The 24,312-nt window shown below is 65.0% G+C and carries 23 protein-coding genes; 13 read left to right on the forward strand and 10 right to left on the reverse strand.

The annotated features are described in order from the left end of the window. Nucleotides 1–243 precede the first annotated feature (243 nt). The 7 genes from ACRWNM_RS20210 to ACRWNM_RS20240 all read left to right on the forward strand — a co-directional run bounded on the left by ACRWNM_RS20210 (nt 244) and on the right by ACRWNM_RS20240 (nt 9,639). Complete coding sequence (locus ACRWNM_RS20210) at nt 244–1,311, forward strand: hypothetical protein (RefSeq protein WP_431969597.1); 1,068 nt, start codon at nt 244–246, stop codon at nt 1,309–1,311. Next, nucleotides 1,308–1,961: an ABC-three component system middle component 2 gene (locus tag ACRWNM_RS20215; RefSeq protein WP_431969598.1), complete on the forward strand. Its 654-nt coding sequence runs from the start codon at nt 1,308–1,310 to the stop codon at nt 1,959–1,961. Before ACRWNM_RS20210 ends, ACRWNM_RS20215 begins: the two co-directional genes overlap by 4 nt. Continuing rightward, nucleotides 1,958–4,051 (forward strand): hypothetical protein, encoded by a 2,094-nt coding sequence (locus tag ACRWNM_RS20220; RefSeq protein ID WP_431969599.1) that lies wholly within the window; start codon nt 1,958–1,960, stop codon nt 4,049–4,051. Before ACRWNM_RS20215 ends, ACRWNM_RS20220 begins: the two co-directional genes overlap by 4 nt. A 545-nt stretch (nt 4,052–4,596) precedes the next feature. Further along, the gene (locus ACRWNM_RS20225; protein WP_431969600.1) at nt 4,597–5,145 is read left to right on the forward strand and encodes a TOBE domain-containing protein; all 549 of its coding nucleotides are present in this window, start codon (nt 4,597–4,599) and stop codon (nt 5,143–5,145) included. A gap of 220 nt (nt 5,146–5,365) precedes the next feature. Beyond that, nucleotides 5,366–6,727 (forward strand): DUF5933 domain-containing protein, encoded by a 1,362-nt coding sequence (locus tag ACRWNM_RS20230; protein ID WP_431969601.1) that lies wholly within the window; start codon nt 5,366–5,368, stop codon nt 6,725–6,727. A gap of 698 nt (nt 6,728–7,425) precedes the next feature. Then, complete coding sequence (locus ACRWNM_RS20235) at nt 7,426–8,514, forward strand: flavin-containing monooxygenase (protein ID WP_431969602.1); 1,089 nt, start codon at nt 7,426–7,428, stop codon at nt 8,512–8,514. Between the two features lie 174 nt (nt 8,515–8,688). After that, entirely contained in the window at nt 8,689–9,639 is a 951-nt protein-coding gene (locus ACRWNM_RS20240) for a TauD/TfdA family dioxygenase (protein ID WP_431969603.1), read from the forward strand. Between the two features lie 130 nt (nt 9,640–9,769). Here ACRWNM_RS20240 and ACRWNM_RS20245 read toward each other — a convergent pair whose 3' ends face one another. Both ACRWNM_RS20245 and ACRWNM_RS20250 read right to left on the reverse strand, forming a co-directional pair. Next, nucleotides 9,770–12,280, reverse strand: coding sequence for a serine/threonine-protein kinase (locus ACRWNM_RS20245; RefSeq protein ID WP_431969604.1), 2,511 nt, complete (start codon nt 12,278–12,280; stop codon nt 9,770–9,772). Between the two features lie 424 nt (nt 12,281–12,704). Further along, nucleotides 12,705–13,112: a hydrogenase gene (locus tag ACRWNM_RS20250; protein ID WP_431969605.1), complete on the reverse strand. Its 408-nt coding sequence runs from the start codon at nt 13,110–13,112 to the stop codon at nt 12,705–12,707. A 97-nt stretch (nt 13,113–13,209) separates the two neighbouring features. Between ACRWNM_RS20250 and ACRWNM_RS20255 the strand changes: the two genes are divergently transcribed. Beyond that, on the forward strand, nt 13,210–13,353 hold the full coding sequence (locus ACRWNM_RS20255) for a hypothetical protein (RefSeq protein WP_431969606.1): 144 nt from the start codon (nt 13,210–13,212) through the stop codon (nt 13,351–13,353). 140 nt (nt 13,354–13,493) lie between these two features. After that, entirely contained in the window at nt 13,494–14,804 is a 1,311-nt protein-coding gene (locus ACRWNM_RS20260) for an FAD-binding oxidoreductase (protein ID WP_431969607.1), read from the forward strand. A gap of 205 nt (nt 14,805–15,009) precedes the next feature. Here ACRWNM_RS20260 and ACRWNM_RS20265 read toward each other — a convergent pair whose 3' ends face one another. Beyond that, on the reverse strand, nt 15,010–15,483 hold the full coding sequence (locus ACRWNM_RS20265; RefSeq protein ID WP_431969608.1) for a hypothetical protein: 474 nt from the start codon (nt 15,481–15,483) through the stop codon (nt 15,010–15,012). Between the two features lie 414 nt (nt 15,484–15,897). Between ACRWNM_RS20265 and ACRWNM_RS20270 the strand changes: the two genes are divergently transcribed. Continuing rightward, nucleotides 15,898–16,332, forward strand: coding sequence for a DUF4189 domain-containing protein (locus tag ACRWNM_RS20270; protein WP_431969609.1), 435 nt, complete (start codon nt 15,898–15,900; stop codon nt 16,330–16,332). Nucleotides 16,333–16,668: 336 nt separating this feature from the next. Here ACRWNM_RS20270 and ACRWNM_RS20275 read toward each other — a convergent pair whose 3' ends face one another. Further along, nucleotides 16,669–17,232 (reverse strand): GNAT family N-acetyltransferase, encoded by a 564-nt coding sequence (locus ACRWNM_RS20275; RefSeq protein ID WP_431969610.1) that lies wholly within the window; start codon nt 17,230–17,232, stop codon nt 16,669–16,671. A gap of 213 nt (nt 17,233–17,445) precedes the next feature. Continuing rightward, nucleotides 17,446–17,985 (reverse strand): GrpB family protein, encoded by a 540-nt coding sequence (locus tag ACRWNM_RS20280; RefSeq protein WP_431969611.1) that lies wholly within the window; start codon nt 17,983–17,985, stop codon nt 17,446–17,448. A 293-nt stretch (nt 17,986–18,278) separates the two neighbouring features. Between ACRWNM_RS20280 and ACRWNM_RS20285 the strand changes: the two genes are divergently transcribed. Further along, nucleotides 18,279–18,776, forward strand: a complete 498-nt coding sequence (locus ACRWNM_RS20285) for a phosphotransferase (RefSeq protein ID WP_431969612.1) — start codon at nt 18,279–18,281, stop codon at nt 18,774–18,776. Between the two features lie 101 nt (nt 18,777–18,877). On the opposite strand, the gene ACRWNM_RS20290 is transcribed toward ACRWNM_RS20285, so the two are convergent. The 5 genes from ACRWNM_RS20290 to ACRWNM_RS20310 form a co-directional block, all read right to left on the reverse strand. Continuing rightward, the gene (locus ACRWNM_RS20290; RefSeq protein WP_431969613.1) at nt 18,878–19,195 is read right to left on the reverse strand and encodes a hypothetical protein; all 318 of its coding nucleotides are present in this window, start codon (nt 19,193–19,195) and stop codon (nt 18,878–18,880) included. 178 nt (nt 19,196–19,373) lie between these two features. After that, on the reverse strand, nt 19,374–19,787 hold the full coding sequence (locus tag ACRWNM_RS20295) for a PPOX class F420-dependent oxidoreductase (protein WP_431969614.1): 414 nt from the start codon (nt 19,785–19,787) through the stop codon (nt 19,374–19,376). 39 nt (nt 19,788–19,826) lie between these two features. Next, nucleotides 19,827–20,303, reverse strand: a complete 477-nt coding sequence (locus ACRWNM_RS20300; protein ID WP_431969615.1) for a DUF1772 domain-containing protein — start codon at nt 20,301–20,303, stop codon at nt 19,827–19,829. Between the two features lie 295 nt (nt 20,304–20,598). Further along, nucleotides 20,599–21,225, reverse strand: a complete 627-nt coding sequence (locus ACRWNM_RS20305) for a hypothetical protein (RefSeq protein ID WP_431969616.1) — start codon at nt 21,223–21,225, stop codon at nt 20,599–20,601. 192 nt (nt 21,226–21,417) lie between these two features. Further along, a complete protein-coding gene (locus ACRWNM_RS20310; protein ID WP_431969617.1) occupies nt 21,418–22,008 on the reverse strand; it encodes a hypothetical protein in 591 nt (196 codons plus the stop codon). A 495-nt stretch (nt 22,009–22,503) separates the two neighbouring features. Between ACRWNM_RS20310 and ACRWNM_RS20315 the strand changes: the two genes are divergently transcribed. After that, nucleotides 22,504–23,421 (forward strand): haloalkane dehalogenase, encoded by a 918-nt coding sequence (locus ACRWNM_RS20315; RefSeq protein WP_431969618.1) that lies wholly within the window; start codon nt 22,504–22,506, stop codon nt 23,419–23,421. 58 nt (nt 23,422–23,479) lie between these two features. Beyond that, nucleotides 23,480–24,103 carry a hypothetical protein gene (locus ACRWNM_RS20320; protein WP_431969619.1) on the forward strand — a complete coding sequence of 208 codons (624 nt, stop codon included), beginning with the start codon at nt 23,480–23,482 and terminating at the stop codon, nt 24,101–24,103. Nucleotides 24,104–24,312: the final 209 nt, after the last annotated feature.

Raw genomic sequence — 24,312 nt, forward strand, 5'->3', positions numbered from 1 at the left:
CGCAGCAAGTCGAACAAGGTCATCGCCAGCTGATCATTGACCGACGCGGCAAGCTATCGCGCACCGCTCGACAGAGTGCCACGCAAGGCCCTTCTCGCTGCTGGTGACACCATGACGTGCCGTGCAGGGGTCGATTTCATATCGATGATCGCCGGTAACGTGCTGTACTGATCACTCGATGGGCTTGACGAACGGCGCGATGTCTACCGAGCGCCTCATCCGACCGGGGGGAGGTTACTGCCGATGTCTCAGGGCACAGCCACAACGGCCGAAGCGTCACCCGCTGGAGTGCCTGCTGGCGAGGCACGCATCAACTTCGCTGCACATCAGGTTCGAGCAAACACGCATGGTGCCCGGCAGGACTTCGAGGAGATGATCGGTCAGCTCGTCAAAGCAGTCCGGCCGGGGGTGGTAGCGCCGCCCAGGGTTGTTGCGGCGAATCCAGGCGACTGGGGCGTCGATGTCTTCGTCGGGGATCTTGGCGGGGCGGTGACGGTGTGGCAGTCGAAGTACTTTTTCCCCGAAACGACCAAAAACCATCAAACGCAGATCCGTGAATCCTTCAGCTCGGTAATAAAAAACGCCGCCAAGGAGGGGTTCACCCTGACACAGTGGATCCTGTGCGTTCCATCGAGCATGGATGCTCCCACCACGAAATGGTGGGACACCTGGAAGAAAAAGCAGGAACGCGCGTTTCAGATCGTGATCGAGTTGTGGGACGAAACCGAGTTGCGCAGTTTGCTGATCTCGCCCGATGCCAATGCGGTGCGCAGGTATTACTACGAGCCAGCTCAGCTGGCGCGGCCCTGTGCTGAAGTCATTGGCCTTGCTGACGAGGATGCTGATCGGTTGGAGACGGCTCTGTTCGTCCGCCAGCTGCGGGAAGCTGGCCACGTTGAGGTCACGACGTCCAAGCAACAGTTCTTCAACGCCGAACTCATGGCACGGGAGATTGTGGACAAGGGCGTCCCCGGCGAAGTCGCAGCACTCTCGTCAGCCGACGCCGTGGTGAACGGTCTGTGGGAGGATCATTTCAACGAGGCGTGCCAAACCCACGAAGGTGCACATCTGCCTGGTTTGCACAGGTCAGTGATGGGCGAAATCCGGGCGCAGCACGCCACTTTGGGGGCTGGCCTCCCCGGCGGTCCTGTACACACCTGCGGACTGATGCATCGCGTGGTCGACAACCGCAGGGCGGGGTGGGTAAGGCACTGGCGTCAGGTCGCCGACGAACATGAGCGTCCCGACGAAACTCAGCCACCCGCTGACACCACCAGCGCGTCCACATCGACTGCGACGGAGACGTCATGACGCCACCTCACGTTCTCGCCGAGGACACCTGTCCCACACCGGTCGTCGTGCCCGAGGACGACGTCGTCTTCCGCCTTGCGCAGTTACTTCTTCTGCTCGCCTCGCTGCAACATCTGCGCCAGCCTGGTATCTCGCTGGAACGGTTGGGTTGCTACGACTTCTTGGTCGCCAACCCACTTCTCGTGCTCACTGACGAGAACGACGCAGATCGTAAACGCCTTCTGCTGGCCGGTTTCGATGGTCGTGCACTCAGCTACGCGAGCCCGGCGCACCGTTTCACCACCCGCCGAGAACGTCTCCAGCACGATCTGGCGCTGCTCATCGCCTACGGCTTGGTCGCGCCCACCGTCGACAAACACGTCCTATATCTGGTCACTCCGGCAGGGGAGGATCTCGCAGGAAGGTTCACTGCCGTTTATGCACGTTCCTACCGCTTGTCGGCGGACCTCCTCATCCGCAAGCTGGCACGCTTGAGCGACAAGCGACTTCGCGAAGCAGTCCGTGCATGGACCACCGTAGAAGCCAACGGCCCACGACCTGAAGCGCTCAACCTCCTCGACGCCGTCGACCTGATGCATGACCGCCGAGAGATCGAGCCGCAGCTCGAAAGCACGGCAGCGTCAAACTCTGTCGACGGACAGATCACATGAGCACGACAGACGAGCCAGCAGAGACCGAGGCAGAGCCAGCTCCCAGCACACAGCAGGAACCGGGTCAGAAGCGGGGCATCCGAGTGCTACGACTTCGCCTGAAAGGCATCGATCGGGACTACGAGGTCGACTTCCAGGACAAAGAGGTGGGAGGACCGAAGGCCCTTTCAGTGATCGCTGGGGCGTTCAGTACAGGCAAGTCCTCCGTACTGGAGTTCATCGCCTACTGCCTCGGTACCGGAAGCCACCCGCAGCACCCCGAAATCCTGCGCAAAGTCAGGTCAGCATTGCTTGAGGTAGAACTCAGCGGCCAACCACACGTCATCGAGCGCGCTGTTGGTGAACCCTCGACCGCCGCCTTCGTCCGGCCAGGACGTCTTGGCGAAATAGAAACGCCGCCGATGGAAAAGCGTGTGCTCAAACCCGTCGGCGATCCCCAGAGTCTGTCCAGTCTGCTGCTTTCCTACTGCGGCCTGGAGGGAGTCCAGCTGCGAGAAGCACCCAAGCAGGCTGAGTCGGGTACCGACCCGCTGAGTATCCGAGACCTGCTGTGGCTGTGCTTCATGCCCAACGAACGCCTCGACGACAAGAACCTCTTGTTCGAGAAAAGCGCCCACATGAAACGGTTCAAGTTACGCCAGGTTGTGGACGTGGTATTCGGGGTTCACGACGACAAAGCGGTCGAACTCGGTCGGCGCATCAAAGAGTTGGAAACGCGGCTGAGCCGCGCGCGAAATGAGCACCTCACGGCCCAGAATTTCCTCGACGAGCAGGAACTCGGCACTCGTATACAACTCGAACTGACCCGCGACGAAGCCGAGAGAGCGTTCGCAGCAACGATCCGCGCGCTCAGTGATCTGGATAGTCGGGTGCGCGCCGCGTCAACTTTCGCTACCGAGTTGCGCGCGCGGCACCGCGACGCCGCGCGCCGCGCGCAACGCTCTGCTGCCCTGCTCCGTGACCGGGAGACACAACTACGCAGATTCATCCCCCTACGCGCTCAGTACGCCGACGACATCACCAAACTCACGATGCTCGCCGAAGCGCGGATGCTGTTCGACCCGCTTCTGGTCAAGGTGTGTCCGGCGTGCCTGACCACTCTTCGGGATGCACCCCATATCGCCGAAGGGCACTGCACACTGTGCACCTCCGATGTCACAACCCAGCAAACCGATCAAGTCGAACCGGACAACGCCCACAACGGGAACGCCCCGGCAACCCACACCGGCTCTGACCGCGCTGTAACGGAGGCCAAGTTCGATGTCTCGTCGGAACTGAGAGCAACGAAGAACCGTCTGACAGAAATCACTCAATACGTAGGGGAACTCAACGCAGAGCTAGGCAACCTGCGGACCGCAGCCGAGGAAGATGATGCCGCCGAGGCCGAACTCGCGCGGGCAGTCGACTCGGCCACCAACGAGACCGTCAGCCCGTTCCTCAGCCAACGCGATGACCTGATGCGTCAACAACAAGCCGCAGCCACCAACCTGGAACGAGCACGAACAGCGATCAAGATGCTCGACAGCCTCGACCGCCGCGCGATGGCTGTGACACGACTCGAAAACGCCCTACGTGCCCTCCGCGGCGAGCTGGACCAAGCCACAGTGCAACCCGACCGCAATGACGTCATCCACCGCATCAGCGATCGATACGCCGCGATCCTGTTGTCTTGGCGGTTCCCCAAACTCGAACAGGCTTTCATCGACAACAACCTCGTCCCACACATGCGGGGCCAAAGCTATATCCACACCTCATCGGGCGCGCGCACCTTGATCTCCCTAGCCTGGATCTTGGCCGTCTTCGAAATCGCCTGGGAAACCGGCAGCGCACATCCCGGTTTCCTCATGATCGACAGCCCGCAGAAGAACCTCGGCCAAGGCGGCGACCGTGACGCCGAATTCGCTGACAGCGTCGCTGTGACGGACTTCTACAAGCACCTACACGACTGGCTGACAGGGCCAGGCGAAGGCGCTCAAATCCTCGTCGTCGACAACGCCCCACCGGCCACCGCTGATGACGACATCGTCGCCCGATTCTCACGACGAGCCGACCAACCACCGTATGGGCTGATCGAAGACGAGGTGGCCTGAGCAACCCACACTTGCGCGTCCTGCCCGAAACGAGCGGATGAGATCACTCCGACTTCGGATATCCGAATCCAGCTTCGATCGTCAGCGTTCCCCAGCAAAATCGCTGTTCAGCGCCGGTCCCATCCTTGTGGTGCCCCGCCGAGGGCTCGAACCTGCGACGCAACCCCCGTGCACCCCAGGCCGCGCAGGAGTGCACGATCTCGTCGGGCTTGTCCGGTTTGAACCTGGACGTCGCGCAAGTCGAAACAATGCGGTGGCCGCCAGGTTTCGTACCTCTGCCGAGCAGTGCCGACCTCCGAGAACCGCACAGGCTACCGGCGGTCAGTCCGATGTCGGCGCGAGCGGTCACGTCTGTGATTGGTGAGCCTGATTCAGTGAGCGAGATTTGGACGGCCTCCATCGGCTATGCTGGCAGACAACGAGTTTGCGTGCGTATGCCGGATCAGGGTTGGGACCGAATTGGGACCACACGGAATGCGCGGTAGTGAACGACTAGCGCATAAGGCGCGAGAATAGCTGCGGCACATCGTTTTGCACGTGCGCAAATGCCAAATTCCCGCAGCTGGGGGTCAAGTGGTCGCAGGTTCAAATCCTGTCAGCCCGACAGAGAAAACCCCTTCCGACCAGGTCGGAAGGGGTTTTCTGTTGTTAATGCCACGGCTGTGATTCGAGACCACTCCACAGGTAAGTCACATTTTGGCTGCTCACCAACCTCTGGCCCATCGTTCGAGCACCTCCCTGCTGTAGGGCACGGTCTCGGGGGTGTCTCCGGGCGATCGCCTCGGTGTTGCCCAGTTGGCGGGTGGCCCGGCTCGGGTCGTCGTAGGCGTGGTCGACCTCGGTACCTGCGCCTCGGCGGACCGAACGCCGTCAGCCTGCACCAGGACCAACCCACCGGCAGCCAGCGAAACAGTTGGCCCGTCATCGTCACCGGACTCGAACAACGCGCCCACACCACCCGCGTCCGCCTCGACGGCAGCCCACCGATCCTCGCCGACTTCACCCCCGCGACCGTCGCCGAACTCCGCATCCAACCGGGCGCCCGCCTCTGGGCTTCCCTCGAAGCCGCCGAAATCCACACCTACCCCGCTTGATCGGACCGAGCGGACCCCAAGCTTCGCGAAGGCTCCTTGCACACAGCCGCCCCGGCGCTCACCTGTCCACGGATCGGGAGCCGATCACACGTCCCCGGCCCCGGGACGTGCGGTGATGGGCTTCGGCAGGCGCGCATGAGTTTTCGTACTCGATCGCCCGATGTCGGTCTGCGTTAAGTGCCCCGTCAAGCCGTGTTCACGGCGTATTTACGATGTCCGAATGCTTATTCACGACGCGCACGGCAGTTCGACCTCACCCCCGGAGCCAGCGGGAGTTGAGCGACTCCAGGAGCGTCGATTTCGGCCGTTCGTGGTGTGGGGCGGCATTGCCGCCGCGGTGCTGGTGCTTGTCGCGGGTCAGCTCATGGCCGTTCACATCCATGCTCTCGGCCCATTGACCAGCCTCTTTCGCGACTACGCCGGGACACCCAAGTCGGCGACGACACCGTGGGCGGGTTTCCTGCTGGCACTGATCGGTGTCACTGTCCGGGTACGGGTGAGCGCCCTCGCCGCCGCGGTCGCCATCGATCTGATCTTCGTGGCGGTTCGGACATTCGACGGTCGGCCGTTCACCGTCGGCAACGGACCGACGATTGTGCTGACGGCGCTGGCGGTGATCGCCGCCCTACGGTGGAGCGGTGTGCGACGCCAGACGGCACTGCACACGATCGCGCTCGGAGCGCTGCTCATCCTCGCGACGAAGGTCGGCGAAATCTGGTTGGACATCACGGCTTGGTCCTGTCCGCAGGTCCTCGACCCGTATGTGGAGCTGGCCGATCGAGCGCTCGGCAATCCGTCCTGGGTCGTCGGGCATGCGCTCGATCTGGCTGGGCCGGTACCGGTGGGGCTGGTGCGCTGGGTGTACTTCGAGCTTCCGGTGGCGGCCATCGTCGTCGCCATCTGGCAGTTGCGCGGTGTGACCACGGGTTCGTGGCCGCGGCACCACTTGGTGCGCACGTTCTTGGTACTCGGCCTCATCGGCCCGATCTTTTACGTGATCTTCCCGGTGGTGGGGCCTGTGCTCGCGTTCGGACCGCAGGGGCACGGCATGGAACTCGCCGACGTCTGGCCGAATCTCGTTCCGGCGCTTCCCGCCTCGGTCGAATCGATGCCCTTCGACGGCATCACACCGCGCAACTGTATGCCGTCGCTGCATACGGCGTGGGCACTCGCGCTGTTCATCCACTCACGACGCGGGCCTGGCTGGTTGCGCTGGGGCGGTGCTTTCTGGCTGGTGTGCACTCTCATCGCGACGCTCGGCCTCGGGGCACACTACGGCGTCGACCTCGTGGCGGGCGCCGCACTCTGCCTGACGATCGAGTCCGCCCTGCGCGACCCCGACCGAGGCTGGGACCGTCCGCGTGTGCGGGTGGTGGCGATGGGGATCGCCACGTTCGCGGGAGTGCTGCTGTGCATCCGCTACTTCGCGATGCCGATGGCGACCTACCCGGTCCCCTTCGGCATCGCGATCCTCGGCATTCTCACCGCACTGTCTGTCGTGTTCTACCGAACCTGGTTCGCTCCGCAACGTCCAGAAGTCGTTGCCCGCGAGGCCGAGCAGGTCGAACTCGAGCGTTGCTGAAGCGAGCGGCCACTCAACCCCTGATCACCAGAACCACACCCGCGGCGAGCGCCACAATTCGGCGCGCTGCCGCTCCGACCGAGCCCGCCTCGGCGTCCACGCTCTGGTCCTTCTCGAACTCCGGTGTCACGGTGGAATCCGCCGGTGGGCGTGAATACCGCTTCGGCCGAACAGCTTTCGGAGGCGGGCCCGAGGCCGCGTGACCGCACCTCGGGCCCGGGGCCGGAAGCTCGATCGGGGATTCCGAGCGACGTGCCCGCCGATTCCTTGCGCTTGGCGCGGGTTCTCACTGTCACAGCGGCCGAGGGTCCGAGCCCGTGTGCCCGCACCACGCCCCGACCTCGGCAAACCCGCCGAACAACCGGTCACCACAGACCAAGCGGGAGGTTGAATCGAACGACAAGTCGAGCAATCGGCCGAAAGCCGGGGTAGCCCCAGGCGCCGAGTGGCCCGCGGGTGATTCCTGGTTCCCGCTGGGGTGGGGATTTCCGCACCCAAGGAGTGGTGTCGGCGTGACGGCATGCAGGAGACGATTGAGCAGTTCGTCGATGCATCGATAGCGGTCGATACGAGGAGTTGGAGATGTCGAATATGCCTGTTGTGGTAGTAGGTGCCGGACCGCAGGGGCCGGCCGCGGCGTCGCACCTGCTCGAGCACGGGTTGCAATTCTCGGCATCGTCGACGGAGCAGTCGTACCGATGAGTATTCCGACACCCGACGACGCCATCGTCATCGGCGCCGGCCAATCCGGTCTCGCCGCGGCATGGGCGCTGCGGCGGCGCGGATTGCACCCGGTGGTGCTGGAAGCCCATGACGAACCGGGCGGGTCGTGGCCGCGCTACTACGACAGCCTCACCCTGTTCAGCCCCGCCCGCTACAGCGCCCTGCCCGGCTTGCCCTTCCCCGGCGACCCGGACCGCTATCCGCACCGCGACGAGGTCACCGACTACCTACGCAGCTACGCCGACCGGCTCGACGTCGGAATTCGCACCGGTTGCCATGTCACCGCTGTCGAGCAGCATGGGGACCTGTTCGCGGTCACCACCGCCGACGGCGAGCAGCTGTCTGCACCAATCCTCATCGCCGCCTCCGGCGGCTTCGGAAACCCCTACACCCCAGCACTTTCCGGGCTCGATACATTCACCGGACAGCTGTTGCACGCCAGCCGATACCGCGAGCCCCGTGCCTTCGCCGGGCAACGGATCGTGATCGTCGGAGCCGGGAACTCGGCGGTGCAAATCGGCGCCGAACTCGCCGAGGTCGCCGACGTCACCATCGCCAGCCGCACACCGGTCAGGTTTGTGCCGCAGCGCCCGCTGGGCCGCGATATGCATTTCTGGTACTCCGTCACCGGCGTGGACACTGCACCCGTGGGGCCGTGGCTGCGGCGTGCGCCCACCGCCCCGGTCTTCGATGAGGGTCGCTACCGTGGCGCCCTGCGCGCTGGGCTGCCCGATCGGCGACCGATGTTCGGTCGCATCGACGGGGATACCGTGGTGTGGCCGGACGGCTCGCGAGAACGCGTCGGCACGCTGTTGTTCGCCACCGGCTACCGACCCGCCGTGGACTACCTCACCCACCTGGCTGCGTGCGACGAGACAGGTACGCCACGGCAGCGCCGCGGCCTGTCCACCACCCACCGCGGGCTGGGCTACGTCGGGCTGGAATGGCAGCGCTCGCTGTCGTCGGCATCACTGCGCGGAGTCGGCCGCGACGCGGCCTACGTCGTCGACAAACTGCTGCACCACAACGCTTCTCGACGCAGGGCGCCGGCACGAGCCACGTGACGTCGCTGGTACTGCGGCTCGAGACGCTGCGAGGATCCGGCTCATGTCGATCCTGCCGACCACCGGGCTCACATCGCCGCGTTGGAGGCGTTACGCGGCGGCTTGGTCTTCTGCTGCTGAACGTAGCGGGGCATTACAGGCAAATAAAAAGCATCATCGAGAAGGAGTAGTTCTATGAGAACGTTCGTTGCAACCGATTCGTCGTCGGTGTGGACGCCGACCGACTTCCCCGACGAGACCACCTGGTCCTTCGACCTGTCCGCCGATGACCGGCAAGCCTTGATCGACTACGGTCGTGGCGGGGCGAGCCAAGTCCTGTCCCACCAGTTCGGCCCCGCGGTGGCCCGTTGGACGGATCTGCTCAACGACGGACCGGGGTTTCTCCGGCTGCGTAACTTCCCGACCGACGCACTCACCGAACCCGAGATCGAACACGCATACCTCGGACTGGGAACACTGCTCGGCCAACCCGTTGGGCAGGACCGCGACGCCAGCATCATCACGCACATCCGCGACGAGCGAATCACGCCGGGACCCGGCGTGCGTAAGTACCGGACCAATCTGCGACAGGACTTCCACAGCGACGGATCCGACCTCGTCGGACTGCTGTGTCTACATCCGGCCAAGACGGGCGGCGAGTCGAAGATCGTCAGCGCGCACGCCGTCTACAACGAGATGCTGCGCCGAGCCCCGCACCTGGTCGACGTCATGTACCAGCCGATGCCATGGTCACGCAACGGCGAGGAGAGCCCGGGGCAAGCACCGTTCTTCGAGCTCGCGCCGTTCACTGATATCAACCGGGTGCCCCGGCTCTTCTTCATCGCCTGGTACATCCGTGACTCGCAACACCATTCGAGTGCGCCCCGGCTCACCGATGACCAGTCAGCAGCGCTCGATCTGGTAGAGACCATCGCCAACGATCCGGCCTTCTATATCGAAATGGACTTCCATCCAGGTGATATTCAGCTGCTCAACAACAGCACGGTGCTGCACTCGCGCGAACAGTACACAGATCATGACGACCCCGTTCGCCGACGGCATCTACTTCGACTCTGGCTCACCACAGACACACCCTCGGCGCATGAACTCCTCCGAGGCGGCATCCCGAGGCAGAACGCACGCTAGGGTCGATGCCGCGCAGTCCCCTGCCTCCCCGGGGGAGGTCGCCGACTGGATGTGGGTGGGACCGCGCAAGGAATCAGCTGGCTCGCGGCAGGCTCGAGCGTGCGCCGACTGCCCTGGCGATCCGTTGGGCTCAGTGCGCGACGAAGTGCCAGCGCGCACGTGAGAGGGGACTGTGGTTGGTCGATCCGCGTTTCGCCCGTTTATCCGCCGCAAGGCGCACACCACTCGGATCGATCACCCGCTCCAGGGCTCGCAGGTCGGCCTCCAGCGCGCGGAACAGCAGGTAGGCGGCCACGAACGCGACGATTCCGCCGACGCAGACCACGCGGACCGCGACGATCACCGCTGGAATATCCGTCGGCGGCAGGAATGTCGCGCCGGCCACCGTCAGCAACGGCACCGATGCCGCGATCGCCAGGTAGCCGGTGCACCGCTGGTCCAAGTGGCGCAACCACCCGACATCCTCTGCGCTGATGTCCCCATGTTGGAGGAACACCGGATAGATGCTGCGCACCACGTAGAACGTCACCAGGAAGAACGGGTACGCCACCGCGATGCCGCCGCACACCGCCAGCGACACGAGGAAGTGCACGACGGCGTTTGCCGGAATGTGGCCTGCTGCCAGTTGCAGGCTGATCGGGAAGGTAATGCCGGACACTGTCCATAGCGAGAACCCCACGACCACGATCCGTTCGCTCAGGGCCAGCGCATCGGCGCGGGCCCGTTGCAGTGTTTGCGGGTCGTAACTTCTGCCCTTGCGCAGTCCCCGCGGAACCGAGATCACATACCGGGCCAGGTAGATGATCACAGCCGTGCCCAAGGGGAAGAACACCGCATTGATGACCGCCCGGTCGACCAGGAACGCGTGTTGCGCGTCCGCGGTGAGCCGGCTGGTGATCAGCGACTGGTTGTGCTGGATGTTGTACAACGAGGCAATCGCATTCGGCAGCCCGACGGCCAGCACCAGCACCGGAATCAGCCACGGCCGCAGTCGCAGCCGCCAGCTGCGTGCGGGCGGGTCGACCAGGTCCCGAGCTCGCTCGTCCAGGCACACATGGAGCTGTTTGGCCAATAGTCCGCCGTTGTCCCAGCGTGCTTCGCGCTCCGGCGCCAGGCAGGTCAGCAGCACGCGGCGCAGCGCGGCCGGGCACTCCGGGGGCACCCGCTCCTGCGCCTGCACCCCACCGCGCCGGCGCTCCAGCATCGCCTCCAGGGTCGTCTCGTCGCTGCGTCCGTCCGCGCCCGCAGTACTGTCGTCGAACGGCTTCGCTCCGGTGAGCAATTCCCACAGCACCACCCCCAGTGAGTAGATGTCGGAGCGAGTGTCCAGGTCGGCGGCGTCGCGGTGGTGACGGGAATGGCAGGCCTCCAGCTGTTCGGGCGACATGTACGACAGCGAGCCACCGAAGTACGCAACGGGGCTGGTGCCCTCGACGTTTCGGCTGAAGCTGATGTTGAAGTCGGCCAGTTTCGGCACCGCCTCCGCGGTGAGCAGCACGTTCGCCGGCTTCACATCGCGGTGCAACACCCCGCGCGCGTCCGCGTACTCGAGCGCCTCGGCGAGCCGGCGCCCCAGCCACGCAACGGTTTCCGGCCAACTCAATGCCGCGATCTCGGCGCGCATGCTGGAATCGGTCGGACGGATCTCGCCCTTCTCCTCCATCGCCGCGTCGACCGCGTCCAGCAGCAGTTGCCCGCTGCGCTCGGCGGGCGAGGTCGTGCGCACCCAGCGCAGCACGTCGAGCAGTGTGCCGCCGGGCAGGAATTGCATGTAGAGCAATCGCAGCCGCCGGGCCGAAGCCCCGCCGAGAGTCGCGCCGGCCAGCAGCCGCTGGTCGAAGACCCGGACGATGTAGTCATGGTCCAGCTGCGCGAGGGTCTGCGGTTCGGTGCCGTGGTCGGCGGAAATCTTCACCGCGACCATCCGCTGGAGGGACCGCTGCCGGGCCAGGAAGACTCGGGCGAAGGCTCCGCTGCCCAGGTTGGTGAGCAGATCGAAATCCTCGATTCGCTGACCGACATCGATGCGGTCGAGTGTCTCGTCGATGCCGGGCGCGGTGCCGATCGATGCGGTGAAGTCGGAGGTATCCCGAGTCTCGTCCGCGCCGACGGTGACGTTGCCCTGTGCCACGGTGCGGTCCGGGAGGGCGAACATCACCGAGGAGTCGTCGGGTGTCGCACGGCGGGTGCTCTGGCCCTCGCCGTCCGCGTCGAGCATCTCGCTCAGCTCATCTGCCTGATACGGATACTCCTGCAGGTAGGTCCGCGGATCCACCCGCTCGCCGCTGCGCCGGCGGATCGCGAACTCTTCGAACACCAGCCCGGCCGGAATGCTGCGCACATCGAGTTCCGCAAATTCGGCACAGTAGTCGATCAGCCTCTTGCACAGTGCGGGCTGTTCGCCCACCGGCAACGCCTGCCGCCTCGGGCCCAGCCAGCGATGCCGCATATCCGCCCGGATCAATTCGATCAGCGCGGCTACTCGCAACGTGCGCTCATCGGGCATGTACGCGGCGATCTCGGGCGGATGCGCGCTGGTTTCCCAGGCGGTGTCGAAGGCGGCCACCGCACCGAGTTCGATTCCGTTCGCCGACCGACCTCCGCCGGAGGCGCTGGAACTCAATTCGGACCTGGAACTCATTGTTCGCACCTATCCGGCTCGGCACGGATGCCGGAGACCGCATTGGCCGGTCGCAAGGCGGAGCGGATACAAATCTGCCACACCCGACACCACCATTATCCCCCGAGCGGTTGCGAGCCAATCTCACTGGCCGTTGTCACAGCACCGTCGTCCGGAACCACCAGGTTTGTGGCGGCCGTCAGTACGGGGCGTCATGCCCTGCGAGGACGCGGTGACCTTCAGGAAGTCGTGCGCAGGCGTGGGCGGATCGTGTGCATCTTGCTCGGACTGCTCGTCACCGGCTTCGCCGAAGGCTTCGTTCTAGTTGAAGTAGACCGCGAGTTCTCGGCGGAGTGTGGTGTCCTCGTTGAGGGCGTTCCGTCGCAGCTCGATCACGTACACGGTGAGCCAGCTCGGCGCCGCCGCGCTTCGTCCCTCACGGAACTCAGAGGGTGAGGCCGACGAGGATCAGCACACACCCGGCGATGATGGACACTGCCACTGAGATGAGCAATATGCGGATCACGCGCTCCTGTGATGCGCTACCCATGCGGTCTGCCGCAGCGATCGGCATCAGCGGGGCCCCGGCACCCCAGGCCGCTGCGAGCAGCGTGGCCAACCAGTTGGCGTATGCGGCGTACACAACGAGCCAGAAGGTCACAATCAACCACGCGTGCGACAGCTCGAGCCGCGACCAGATCAGACCGACAATCACCAGGAAGGTGCCGTTCATGGCTCCTTCGAGGTGGCTGGACAAGCCCATTCGCGGGTTCTTCAGTTTCGGCACGGCCAGTCCGGTGAGCAGGCCGAGCAGGAACAGCAGGATGCCGAGTCGAATCAGGTGCATATCCATTGCCGGCTCCGGGTCCGTTGGTGTAACGAGGGTACGCCTCGGGCGGGCGCTCAGGCCATTGCTTGGAGGTCGCACTCGTCAGAGTGGCCGCGCCAAGATGTTCATTCAGGACCTGATCGCGGGCAAACCCGATGTCGAGCATGCGCGGACCGCCGCCGAGGCTGAATCGACGCGGAAGGTGGTACCGGCCCCGCTCTCGCTGCATCTGCCGTGGGAGCCGGAGTGCAAGTCCGACCGCTGACCATCGACAGCGCGAATATGCCGGTCGCGAGATGTGTTGTGTATCACGGATTTCGGGTGCGTGTTCACACTTTCGGCGCGCCGCCCAATTACGAGAGAGCGCGTCGTGGGGGCGCGCAGTGTGGAGAAGGGATATCCAAGGTGCGCTACGAAGATGTGCGCGAGGTTGTGCGGGGCCGGGTGCTGCTGGCCGGGGATGCGGGATTCGAGGCCGCCGCCATGCCGTGGAATGTGACGGTCGCGCAGCCGGTGGCTGCGGTGGTCGAGGCCCTGGATGCGGTCGATGTGGCGGCGCTGGTCGGCTACGCGAGGCGGGCCGGACTCACCGTCGCGACCCAGCCCACCGGTCACGGTGCCTCCGGCGACGTCGACGGTGTGATCCTGTTGCGCACCGGTCGCCTCGACGACATCGAAATCGATGCCGAACGGCGGGTGGCGCGGGTCGGTGCGGGCGCGAACTGGGCGCAGGTGCAGGCCGCGGCGGGTGCGCACGGACTCACCGGCCTGCCGGGCAGCAGCGCGGTGGTCGGGGTGACGGGTTATGTCCTCGGCGGTGGGCTCAGCTGGTTCGGCCGCGCGCACGGCTTGGCCTCGGATGCAGTGCGCGCCTTCGAGATCGTGGATGTGGACGGCAATGCCGCGCGCGTCGACCCCGGCACCGACCCGGAAATGTTCTGGGCCCTGCGTGGCGGCGGCGGCGACTTCGCGATAGTGACCGCGCTGGAGCTCGACCTGTTCGCGGCCCCCGGTCTGTACGGCGGCCGGGTGCTGTGGCCGGGCGACCGGACCCGCGATGTATTCGATGCCTTCGTCGCTCTCGCCGCGACCGCGCCCGACGCGCTGTCCCTCTGGTTCCAGCGGGTCCAGTTCCCGGACGCGCCGCCCATGGTGGGCATCGACGCCGCCCATCTCGGCGATCCGGCCGAGGGTAAGTCCTTGCTCGCCGCCCTGGACACCCTCGGCGGCGCGGTGCTCGACACGCGCGGCGTGTTGCCGGTCGCGAGTGTCGGCGATATCTGTGCCGAGCCTACCGATCCCAGCCCGGCGCTGTGTCGCGGCGCCCTGCTCAGCGACCTCGGCAGTACGGTCACCGATCTCCTGATCGACGGCCCGGTCGCCCCGCTCACGGTCATCCAAATCCGCCACCTGGGCGGTGCTTTCGCCGAACCGGCAGTGGTCCCGGGCGCGCGTGGCCCGATCGGGGAGCCGTTCGTTCTCAATCTGCTCGGCCTCGGACTTCCACATCTCACCGACGCGGTGCTGGCTCGGCAGGGCGAGATCCTGGGCGAATTGCGCGGCCACATCGGTGCCACCAAGCCACTCACCTTCCTCGCCCCGGGGGAACGGGCGGCCGAGGCATTCGACGAGACGACTCTGGCCCGCCTACGTGAGCTCAAGCGAGTTCGCGACCCGCACAACATGTTCCGATCGAACTTCCCGGTCCTCGGTTAACGCGAGCTCGACGCGGGGTCGGACACCGGTCGGGAAGCATCCCGGAGGCCTCGACGCGATCGCCGCGGAACTCAACCACCGGCCCCGCAAGATCCACGGCTACCGCAATCCCGCGGAGGTCTACAGTGGACACCTCAACAGCGTTGATGCGCTGAGCATTTGAGCGCAGCACCATCCGCCGAACTCGGCGGGCGCGAGCGCCTGGCTACGTCGCGGCGTTCGCAAGCTGCCGATAGAGCCGTGCCAGTTTCGCGGCGTCCTTGCGATCGACCCCGAACCCCTCGTCGATCTCGCGGGACAGGAGTTCGAGCCAGTCCGCGATCGCCGCGTGCTGTGCGGGGCGGAGGCCGCGCAGGGTCGTCTCGTCGTCTCGTCGCGCACTGCCGAGAAAGCTGCTGAGATGGATCCAGAGCTCGAAGTCGGACGGTTGGATCAGCATCAGCTTCAGCACCGCCGGGAGGTAGTACTCGACGGCCTGCGCGGTCATGTACGCGAAGTCTTCCATGTGCAGGCCGGGCAGAAAGCTCGAGCGGTCGATGTCCGCCCGCGAGCGGCCGTGAAAATGCGCGATGACGTAGGGCGCATCGATGCTCGGCGGTGCGAGTTCGTCCTCGGTGAGCGGCATCGAGCCCGTGAACACCTGATCGATGCGGTGCGTGATTTCGTCGCGACTCCTCATTGCCGCCACAGCCTACCTCGCCATTGCTGCAGGCCGGCAACACATTTGGTGACCAGTCTCGGTGGTGAGCTGGCCGGCGTGGCCATCGCTATCCAGCTTCGACGAACGATGCCGACCCATGAATCCACAGTGATGAACGCGTTGTCGGACGCTTTGAACCCGTCGATCCGCGCCTTGCTGTTTCGGCGAAGGTGTTGCTCGCGCGATCCGCATGGCAAGCCGAGCAGGCGGTCTGTTGGGATCTCCGGATCGCTTCTCGGCTACGGCTGTCCCGGATTTCCAGCTGATGCTCCCGACCCGATAGCCGTCGGCGGGCAGTGTGATCCTTCAGTCGAATTGGGCGAATCGGATAGTGATCCGCCATGATTCGTCGGGTTCATATCCGCCCTTCATGTTCACAGAGGAAAGTGCTTGATGAAGCTCATGGGTAAGACCGCCGTCGCTGTCGCGGCAGTGGGTCTTGCGACCGGGTCGGTGATCGGTGCAGCCACGGCGAATGCGGCCGGTCTCCACGGGGCGATCGCGTTCAGTGCCGAGGACTGGAGCTACAGCACCAGCATCGATGCGTTCAGCCGCGACGAGGCCGTCGACGAGGCGATCGCCGCGTGCAGTCTGGACGGCGCCTCCGACTGCGTCGTCTTGGTGGACTGGTCGGACGGCTGCGGCGCGCTCGTCTACAGCGATGACGCGGTGGGCACCGGTGCGGGCCCCGACCGCTCGACCGCGCTGGCCTATGCCTACGCCAGCCTCGCCCAGTACCACCCGCCGGCGATGCTGGCCAATGTCGGTTCCGCGGACAAGTCGGGAACGGAGATCAGCGAAGTGCTCTGCACCGCCAACGTGTACTGACCGGCCCGTGGGGTCCAGGCGGACCAGAAGTCACCGAGAAGCTCGCATCCGATTACAGGGATTCCTACCATCCGATCGATTCGGAACATCGTCTACCGCAGATAGTCTCGGTGCAGATGCCCTGGCGTGTTCAGCCGAGTCGACACGAGAGTTGCCGCAGATGGTGGAGTCACGATCTGCGGTAACTCGTCAGCGTGACTCTCGCGAATGTTCCCCGACCTGGCTAGGAGGTGAATGTCGATGTCGTTTGTCGGTGAATCCTGTTGTCGTCGACCGGCTTCGGGGTCGCGTTGTGTCGGTGGAAAGTGATGTCACCTGCTCGGCGTGTCGCAGACCTCAGGCTTTGAACGAGTGCAGGCTGGCCAGGCACAGGGACTGCTCGGCGTCGAACCATTCGAAGGTGCTGACGGGCTGGAATCCCAGGCGGACCGCGAGTCTGAGTGAGCGTTTGTTGGCCGTCTGGGTCGCGATGAGGACCGGCTGGTCGGGGAGTTCGTCTGCGGCTGAGCGTAATACGGCGGTGGCGGCTTCGAACGCCAGTCCCGCGCCCCAGGCGTCGGGCCGCATCAGGTAACCCAGTTCCAGTTCCTCGCCGTCTTCGGTGACATGACCGGGCTGGTCGGCGGCGCGCCGTTTGAGCTCGAATGTTCCGAGGAGGTCGTCGGTGGTTTTGTCGGCGATGACGAAGGTGCCGGGAGTGGCGGTGGCGTTGGCTGTGCCGCCGATCGCGTCGAGGAACTGCTCGACATCCTCCCGCAGACGCGGGCCTCCGATGTAGGTCCCGACCTCCGGGTCGGTGCGTAGCTCGATGAGTCTTTCCCGATCGGCGTCGCGCGCCTTGCGCAGCAGGACCCGGTCGGTTGCGATCTGGACGGCGGACAGCATCGGCAACTGGTTCATGTGGCCCTCCCCTTGCTGGACGTTGATCCATCAGATCATGTCGTCGCCTCGTGGACACCTTCGACGATGCGGTTGATGCCGGCCGCAGTGAGTGCGCCGTGCTGGCACTCGGGATGCTGATCGCGAGTAGAGGGTCTCGTGAACGATCGTTGGCGAGGCACCGCGCGGTGCGCTGTTCCGGGTGCGGGCGGATGATCGGGCGGTGCTACTCGGTCACTTTTCCCAGACTGGGATCGGTGGCAGCCCTCGCTCTGCGCGTGCTCGGTCGGTGAGTTCTTGAATGAGTCCTGTCTTCGCCCGCGCATAATCTTGCGGTGGGATGCCCGCGGCCACGATGCGACGTTTCAGGTCGGCGTACCGCGCAGCGTCTCGCGGGTGTTCACGCAGATAGTCGCGCAGTAGGCGCTGATTTCGATGTGGCCAGCTCACGAGGTCGACGACATGCAGGATATGGGTCCGAACCCCCGCGCGGGTTCGCACATACAGCATCCTGTCCTTCATGCCGTTGCGGTGGCGCCGATAGCCCAGTGCCGCGAGTTCGGTCTCTCGGTTTTGCACCTCGGTCAGATCGACAACCGCGGCCATGAGGTCGATGACAGGCTTTGCCGCCAAGCCGGGGACCGCGGTCGAACCGATGTGCTCGACTTCGCTCAACAGGTCGGGCCACACGGCGCACAGCTCCGAAATCGCTTCTGCCGCCTGCACAGGCCACGACGGGTCGTAGTCGACGATACTGACACGCTCGATGTGCACCACTTGATCATGCCGACATACCGATCCATGAGTTCGGCCGACTAGGGGCCACGGGTTGCATGACTACCGGCGAGTTCGGCCCCACTTGGCGGGCTCGGTCGAGGACTCGGCGTAGGTAGGATCCTCGGCGATGATGGGAGTCGGATGTCGGAGGTTGTGCACCTGACGGCGGTTGATTCTGCGGGCGTGCTCTGGCCGGTCGTGCTTCGTCTGGGTGAGCCGTCGGTGACGCGGGTGGAGTTGGCGGGGCAGGGCGCGTTGCCAACCCTACGCGCGGCATCCCTCTGGCCGGATTGCAAGACGGGGTCGACATCGGGTTCGAGGTCATTGCCGACCACGCGAGCGCTGACAGTGCGCGGGAAATCTGGGAGAAGGCGGTAGCAGCGCCCGTCTGGCAGGGCGCGCCGCTGTGGCTGCACGGTGACCTGCATCCGGCGAACGTGATCTTCCGGGACGGGTTGCTCGCCGGGGTGATCGACTTCGGCGAAATGTGCGCGGGCGACCCCGCGACCGATCTTTCAGCCGCCTGGATCCTGTTGCCTGCCGCAGCGGCGAGCCGGTTCTTCGACGCCTATGGACAGGCCGACGAAGCGACCATCACCCGGGCCCGTGGCTGGGCTGTCCTGCGCGCCCTGGGCCTGATCAGGATTGGGCAGAACGGTAGGCGTGGTCTGCCCGGGGGCAAACCGACCTGGGAGCCAGCAGGCTACGCAACGCTCGAGCGGGTAGCTCCTCCGGCTCGAACCAGCTGCCCAAACCTCCACGGCCACCGCGACATTGCCTCTGGGTGAAGGTCGGGTGAGCGCGGCCGCAGCGAAGGCCACCTCCCGGCGCAGCGGGAGGTGGCCTTCGGCATTTCGAGGTGGGACGGACAGCTGCTACGGCTGTGGGGCTAGCTGCTGCCGAACGATCCGGTGGGCGGGAGCGCCTGCCGGAAGATGCGGGGGCCTGGGCCGGGGAAGCCGGGGTCCGGCCCGCGGAACTCCACCCGCGGTCCGCCCGGGCCAGGGTGGCCGGGGAATTCGTGGGGCCCCGGATGCGGACGGCTGACGTCGTCCAGCGCGATGCCCTCCGACACTTGCGTGACTTGCGTATCGGCGGGCGCTTCGGCACTGGCCGTCGCGGCCACGGCGGCCATCGGAATCGTCACCAGGGCACCGGCCACGGCGACCCGGACCGCTCCTCGGCGCATGTTCGTCTTGGAAAGCACTCGGAATCCCTTCTCTCGGAGCGTGAGTCGCGGTGACTCACGCCTTCTATCGAAGGCCGCAGTGCTGTGACCGCGGTGCGACGAGTCTGGTAGTCGGCTGTGAGCGGCGGGCTTTCCTGCGAATCAGCGGCCCATGGTGCGCGGCAACAACATATCCCACACATGCCCCCGTTCTCGTTCACTGGCCATCGAACGACTCGGCGCCGCGACTGGTGAAGTCGAAGGATCCGCCGTCGATGCCCCAGGAGATGACCCGTTCGGGGTGAATTCGGATGACCGCACGTTCCTGGTGTTGGAACGGTGGCTCCTCGTCATCGAGCGCCTCGGCCGTGCCGCGTATCTCGATGCCGCGAATCACGTATGGCTCCAATGAAACCTGTTGGTCGATGACGAACGACACCCGGCTGCCCGCCTCGACATTGCGGTACTTTCGACTGGCACGCATCCGCATGCCCCCGATGTCGATCGTGCCGTCGGCGTTCACCCGATAGCTGGTCGGGTTGTTCTGCACAACGCCGTCGGGCGACACCGTGGCCAGCCGACCGATCCCGGCCTCCGCGAGGAACTGCTGTTCGTTGATGGTGAAGGTCATGTCAGTTACTCCTCGGTGAATTCGATATCGGTTCTGAGATCAGAACAGGATCAGTGCGGCGCACAGTCCGGCGATGGCAATGAACTGCAGGGTGACCCGGTATTTCAGGATGCTGTCCCACTTGTCTTGCAGCGCACGGGCATTGGCCGGGATGATGCCGCTCTGGGCGGCGGCGGTCTGCTGGGAATTGATCGGCTTGGCGATGCGGACGTAGAAGGCGAGCCAGGTGAGCAGCGCCGCCACCGTGATCCCCGCCGCGACAGCGGCGCCGATCTGCCCGGCCAACACTGCGATCAGCAGCGTGAGCACTGCGGTGACCACACCGCCCGCACCGACAACCGGCATGCGCTTGTCGCCGTAATAGTGACCCCATCCCGCGCTGATGGTCACGGTCGCGTCATCGAGCTTGCGGTACACGGACCGGGTGATCACGGCTCCGCAGACATCGGTGCCATAGACGACGGCATTGGCGAGAACGGCGGCGGCGGCAATGATCTGGCCGGTGACAATGAGCATTTTCGGCTTCCCTTCCAAAATCTAGCATCGCTAGAAACTGGAGCAACGATAACATCCGCCCGCTAGCCTGTCTAGCGTTGCTAGATTTCGGATCGCTACCGCGGGATCGCGCTCGAATCGGCAAGCTGCACATGCCCGTTCCGGCCGGGCGGATGCTGATCACGGCCTCGACGAGCCTGTCGGCCTGTGCCAGGCATAGGGCCCGGAAGGAAAGACAACGTTGGTACAGCCCCAGATGCAGGGCGCCCGTGAACCCTCCCGTGGCGTGGCGGCCCGCGGCGCAGGACGCCTCGCACTATGACAGCACCTGCTCGACGTCGACTTCGTCTTCGGGCAGGCTGAGTTCGATCGCCAGCCCCAGATAGAAGGTGGCGATCCTCGCCATGACCTCTGAATGGAGGGTCGTCGTGAACGGCGGCCGCCGTAGATCGATCACATGACGGATCCGGTCGGCTATGGCGAGGGCCTGATCCACCTCGCCCTCGGGGTATCTCGCGCCGAGCGGGACGCGGTCGAGCCAATCGAGGAGCGAATAGTAGTCGTAGAGGTGCTTTCTCAGCCACGAGACGCTGACCACTGAAGTCACAGCGAGCCACACGGAGGGCCCGACAACCAACGCGCTCACCACGGCTACGGGCCAGAACCAGGGCGATCCGCCCAGAAGCTCGCTTGCCACCGCGACGGTCACCGCAATCCCGGCCAGGATGAACATCCATCCGGCCAGCACGGCCACCCGGCGTCGCTCGGCCGCCAGCACGTACCAGACCGGGGGTCGGATCCGGCCCACCAACCAGAGACCGGGCACCACCGTGAGGGCATACCACGCATTTCCGGTCACCATCACAAGCGGTACGACGAGAGCGCTGACGACGACGAGGTTGATCACAGGTGCGCCGGAACCGCCAGGACTGCGATCGGTCATAGACCCGACCATTGCATGGAACCTTCACGCCTGCATCGATGTTCGGCTATTTGTCTGCCTGCTGAGGTTCGATTCGGAGTCGGCTTGCTCCCCGCCTCCTGCAGGGAAGCCGGCGACCTAGCGCAGTTCGAAGGTGTGCTCGGGGCGGACGTCGACCGCTTCGTAGCGCCCGGATGGCCCGATCGTCCGCGATCAGAATGTGCGGGCGGGCAGTGGCTTGATCAGCGGGGCCAGCAGGATGCTGGACTGCTCGATCGTGAGCACCTCCGACGGGTCGAGTTCGATGATCTCGCGCTGGGATTCGTCGATCTCCCACACGTCCTCTCCGACCAGACGGCCCTGGTCGTCGTAGGGCCAGATCATGTGCTCGACGTTCTTGACGAGATAGGTGGCGTCCGTGTTCACGTCCGCGCCGGCCTCGGCGAGGATGACGCCGGGTGTCTGCTGATAGATCGCCGCGGTCGAGCAGATCGTGTTGTCGCCGACCGCGAGCTTTTCGTCGTCGACGTAGAAGACGCACTGTCCGGTGGCGGCCCATTCGTTGTAGACGGCCTGTACTGCTTCGGCCCCGTCCAAGACGGTGTTGATGCCGAACACGTTGAAGTGGTAGACGGGGTGCGCGACGGTCATCTCCGGGTCGAAGATCTCTTTCCAGCGGCCGGCCATCTCCAGGTAGCGGTGCCGGTTGTAGGCGTGCAGCAGGTACAGGTGGCGCGGGTTGTCGGTGATCTCGATCAGCCGCTCCACAGCGAGGTTGGTCTTGGTGATGTCGAACCGGCTCATGTCGTGGTTCCTTCCTGCCACCGATCAACGGCGTCATGCGAGGGTCTGCGGGCCGCAGGACATCTGCGTGAGACCTTCGAAGAGAACGTGACCGATCGGCCACGACACGCCACAGTAGGAGACGCAGTTCGCAATCCGCTCGTTGCGGGAAAACAATCTTCCCGATGTAAATTGTGCTCGCATCACACATCCTGCTCGCAAAACCACATCTGTCCACATACAGCGCCAAGAAGCTCGCCGTCCTCGGCCTATCCGGGAAATTGTGAACCGAACTTCGGAGCGGCGCACGAAGGAAATCGAGCTGCTGCCGGTGCCGATGCCCAATCCGCTGGCTTGTGGCGCGGGCACAACGTTGGCGCCGAATTTTGGCGCAAAGCGCCGAGACAATTGGTATACGGCCACCTACCTTCGGGTCGGCGGCCAATAGCCGCCGTGAAACAGAAGCAAGGAGAATTCGATGCATATCGTGGACAAGCCTGCCGACCTGGTTCGGCCATGCTGACGCTGCGCACCCCCGAGGAGCGGTTCGCCGAGCTGCCCGACTTTCCCTACCCTCCTCGGTATTGCGAGGTCGACGACACCGAGGGTGGATCGTTGCGTATGGCGTGGGTCGAGGCCGGCCCCGAGGACGCAGACCCGGTCCTGATGCTGCACGGCGAGCCGTCGTGGTCGTTCTTGTACAGGCGAATGATCCCGATCGTGGCTGCGGCCGGTCATCGGGTCATCTGCCCCGATCTGGTCGGCTTCGGTCGCTCCGACAAACCGGCCCGCCTCGAAGATCACACCTACGCCCGGCATGTCGAATGGGTGCGCGCGCTCGCCTTCGACACGTTGGACCTGCGTAACGTCACCCTGGTCGGCCAGGACTGGGGTGGATTGATCGGGTTGCGGCTGGCCGCCGAACATCCCGAACGGTTTTCGCGCATCGTGACCGCCAACACCGGTCTGCCGACCGGTGACTTCCCGATGCCCGAGATCTGGTGGCAGTTCAGGAAAGCCATCCAGAGCCAACCGGCAATTGATGTCGGCGGATTCATCCAGTGGGGTTGCACCCAGGTGATGCGCGACGAGGTACGCGCCGCATACGACGCGCCGTTCCCCGACGACAGCTACTGCGCGGGCCCGCGGGCGATGCCCGGCCTGGTGCCCACCTCACCCGATGACCCGGCCGCGCCTGCCAACCGGGCGGCCTGGGCGACGCTGTGCCAGAGCGCCACACCGATGTTGGTGGCGTTCAGCGACTCCGATCCGATCACCGGCCCGATGGGGGGCATCCTGCAAACCGAGATGCGTGGCGCTCACGGCATCGAACACCCGGTCATCCGTGGTGCGGGCCATTTCCTGCAGGAGGACGCCGGTGAGGAACTCGCCAGGCACGTCGTCGAGTTTTTGGCGACCGTTTCATCAGCCTGACCACCATCCCGCCGTGAGCTCGACATCAAACAATAATCCGGCACAAAGGAATCGATAAATGAGCCGCTTCGATATCACCCAGACCAACATCGCCGTGGAGCGACTGATCGAGACCACGGAGAACCCCCGCCACCTGTACCTGCTGCACGCCTACAACCGGCACCGATATTTGGAGATGGCGGGCCGCTTCGAAGAGATCTTCGCCGCCGACATGACGGTCGAGGAGCCCGTCTACCACTTCAACTTGTTCGGCATGAACACCACGCTCGTCGGAGCCGAGGCCGTCAAAGAGGTCTATCGCGACTGGACCGGCACGGCGCAGTGCGTCTTCTACACCGGGGGCGACGAGAAATTGGCGGTAAGCGACACCATGATCGTCTCGTCGGCCACGCTGTACCAGCAGACGCCGGGCAGCATCCTCCAGGCCGCGGGCGTCCCAGCCGACCCCGACGCCACCTATTTGATGAAAACCCGGGAGCACATGATCTGGCCCTACGACGACGAGGGCCGGTTGGTCGGCGAGGACGTCTGGGAATACGACGAGTCGCTGCGCGAAGTCATCCCGCTCGACCCGAGTGAGGTCCTCACCGTCGAGCAGTCCGGCAGACTGCTCGCCCCGCTCATCAAGCCACTCCCGGCCTACAATCCCTTCACCGGCCGGACGCAACCACTCGCGTCGTAACCGAGGCCGGGTTCGGGGCCGCTTCTTTTCGTGAGGCGGATGGTCGCCATCCTGTCGAAGCGCTACCCGCCCGAGATTCGTGAGAAGGCCGATCGTTTGGTCTCGAGGCGCCTGAATGAGTTCCGTGCGCTCGTGCGATCGGCCCGCGAATTTCGGGGCGGAGCACTCGTGTGCCGGCGTGGTCACGGCTGATTGTCGTGGCGCGACAA

It is taken from the genome of Nocardia sp. bgisy134 (assembly GCF_965341865.1).
Classification (GTDB): domain Bacteria; phylum Actinomycetota; class Actinomycetes; order Mycobacteriales; family Mycobacteriaceae; genus Nocardia.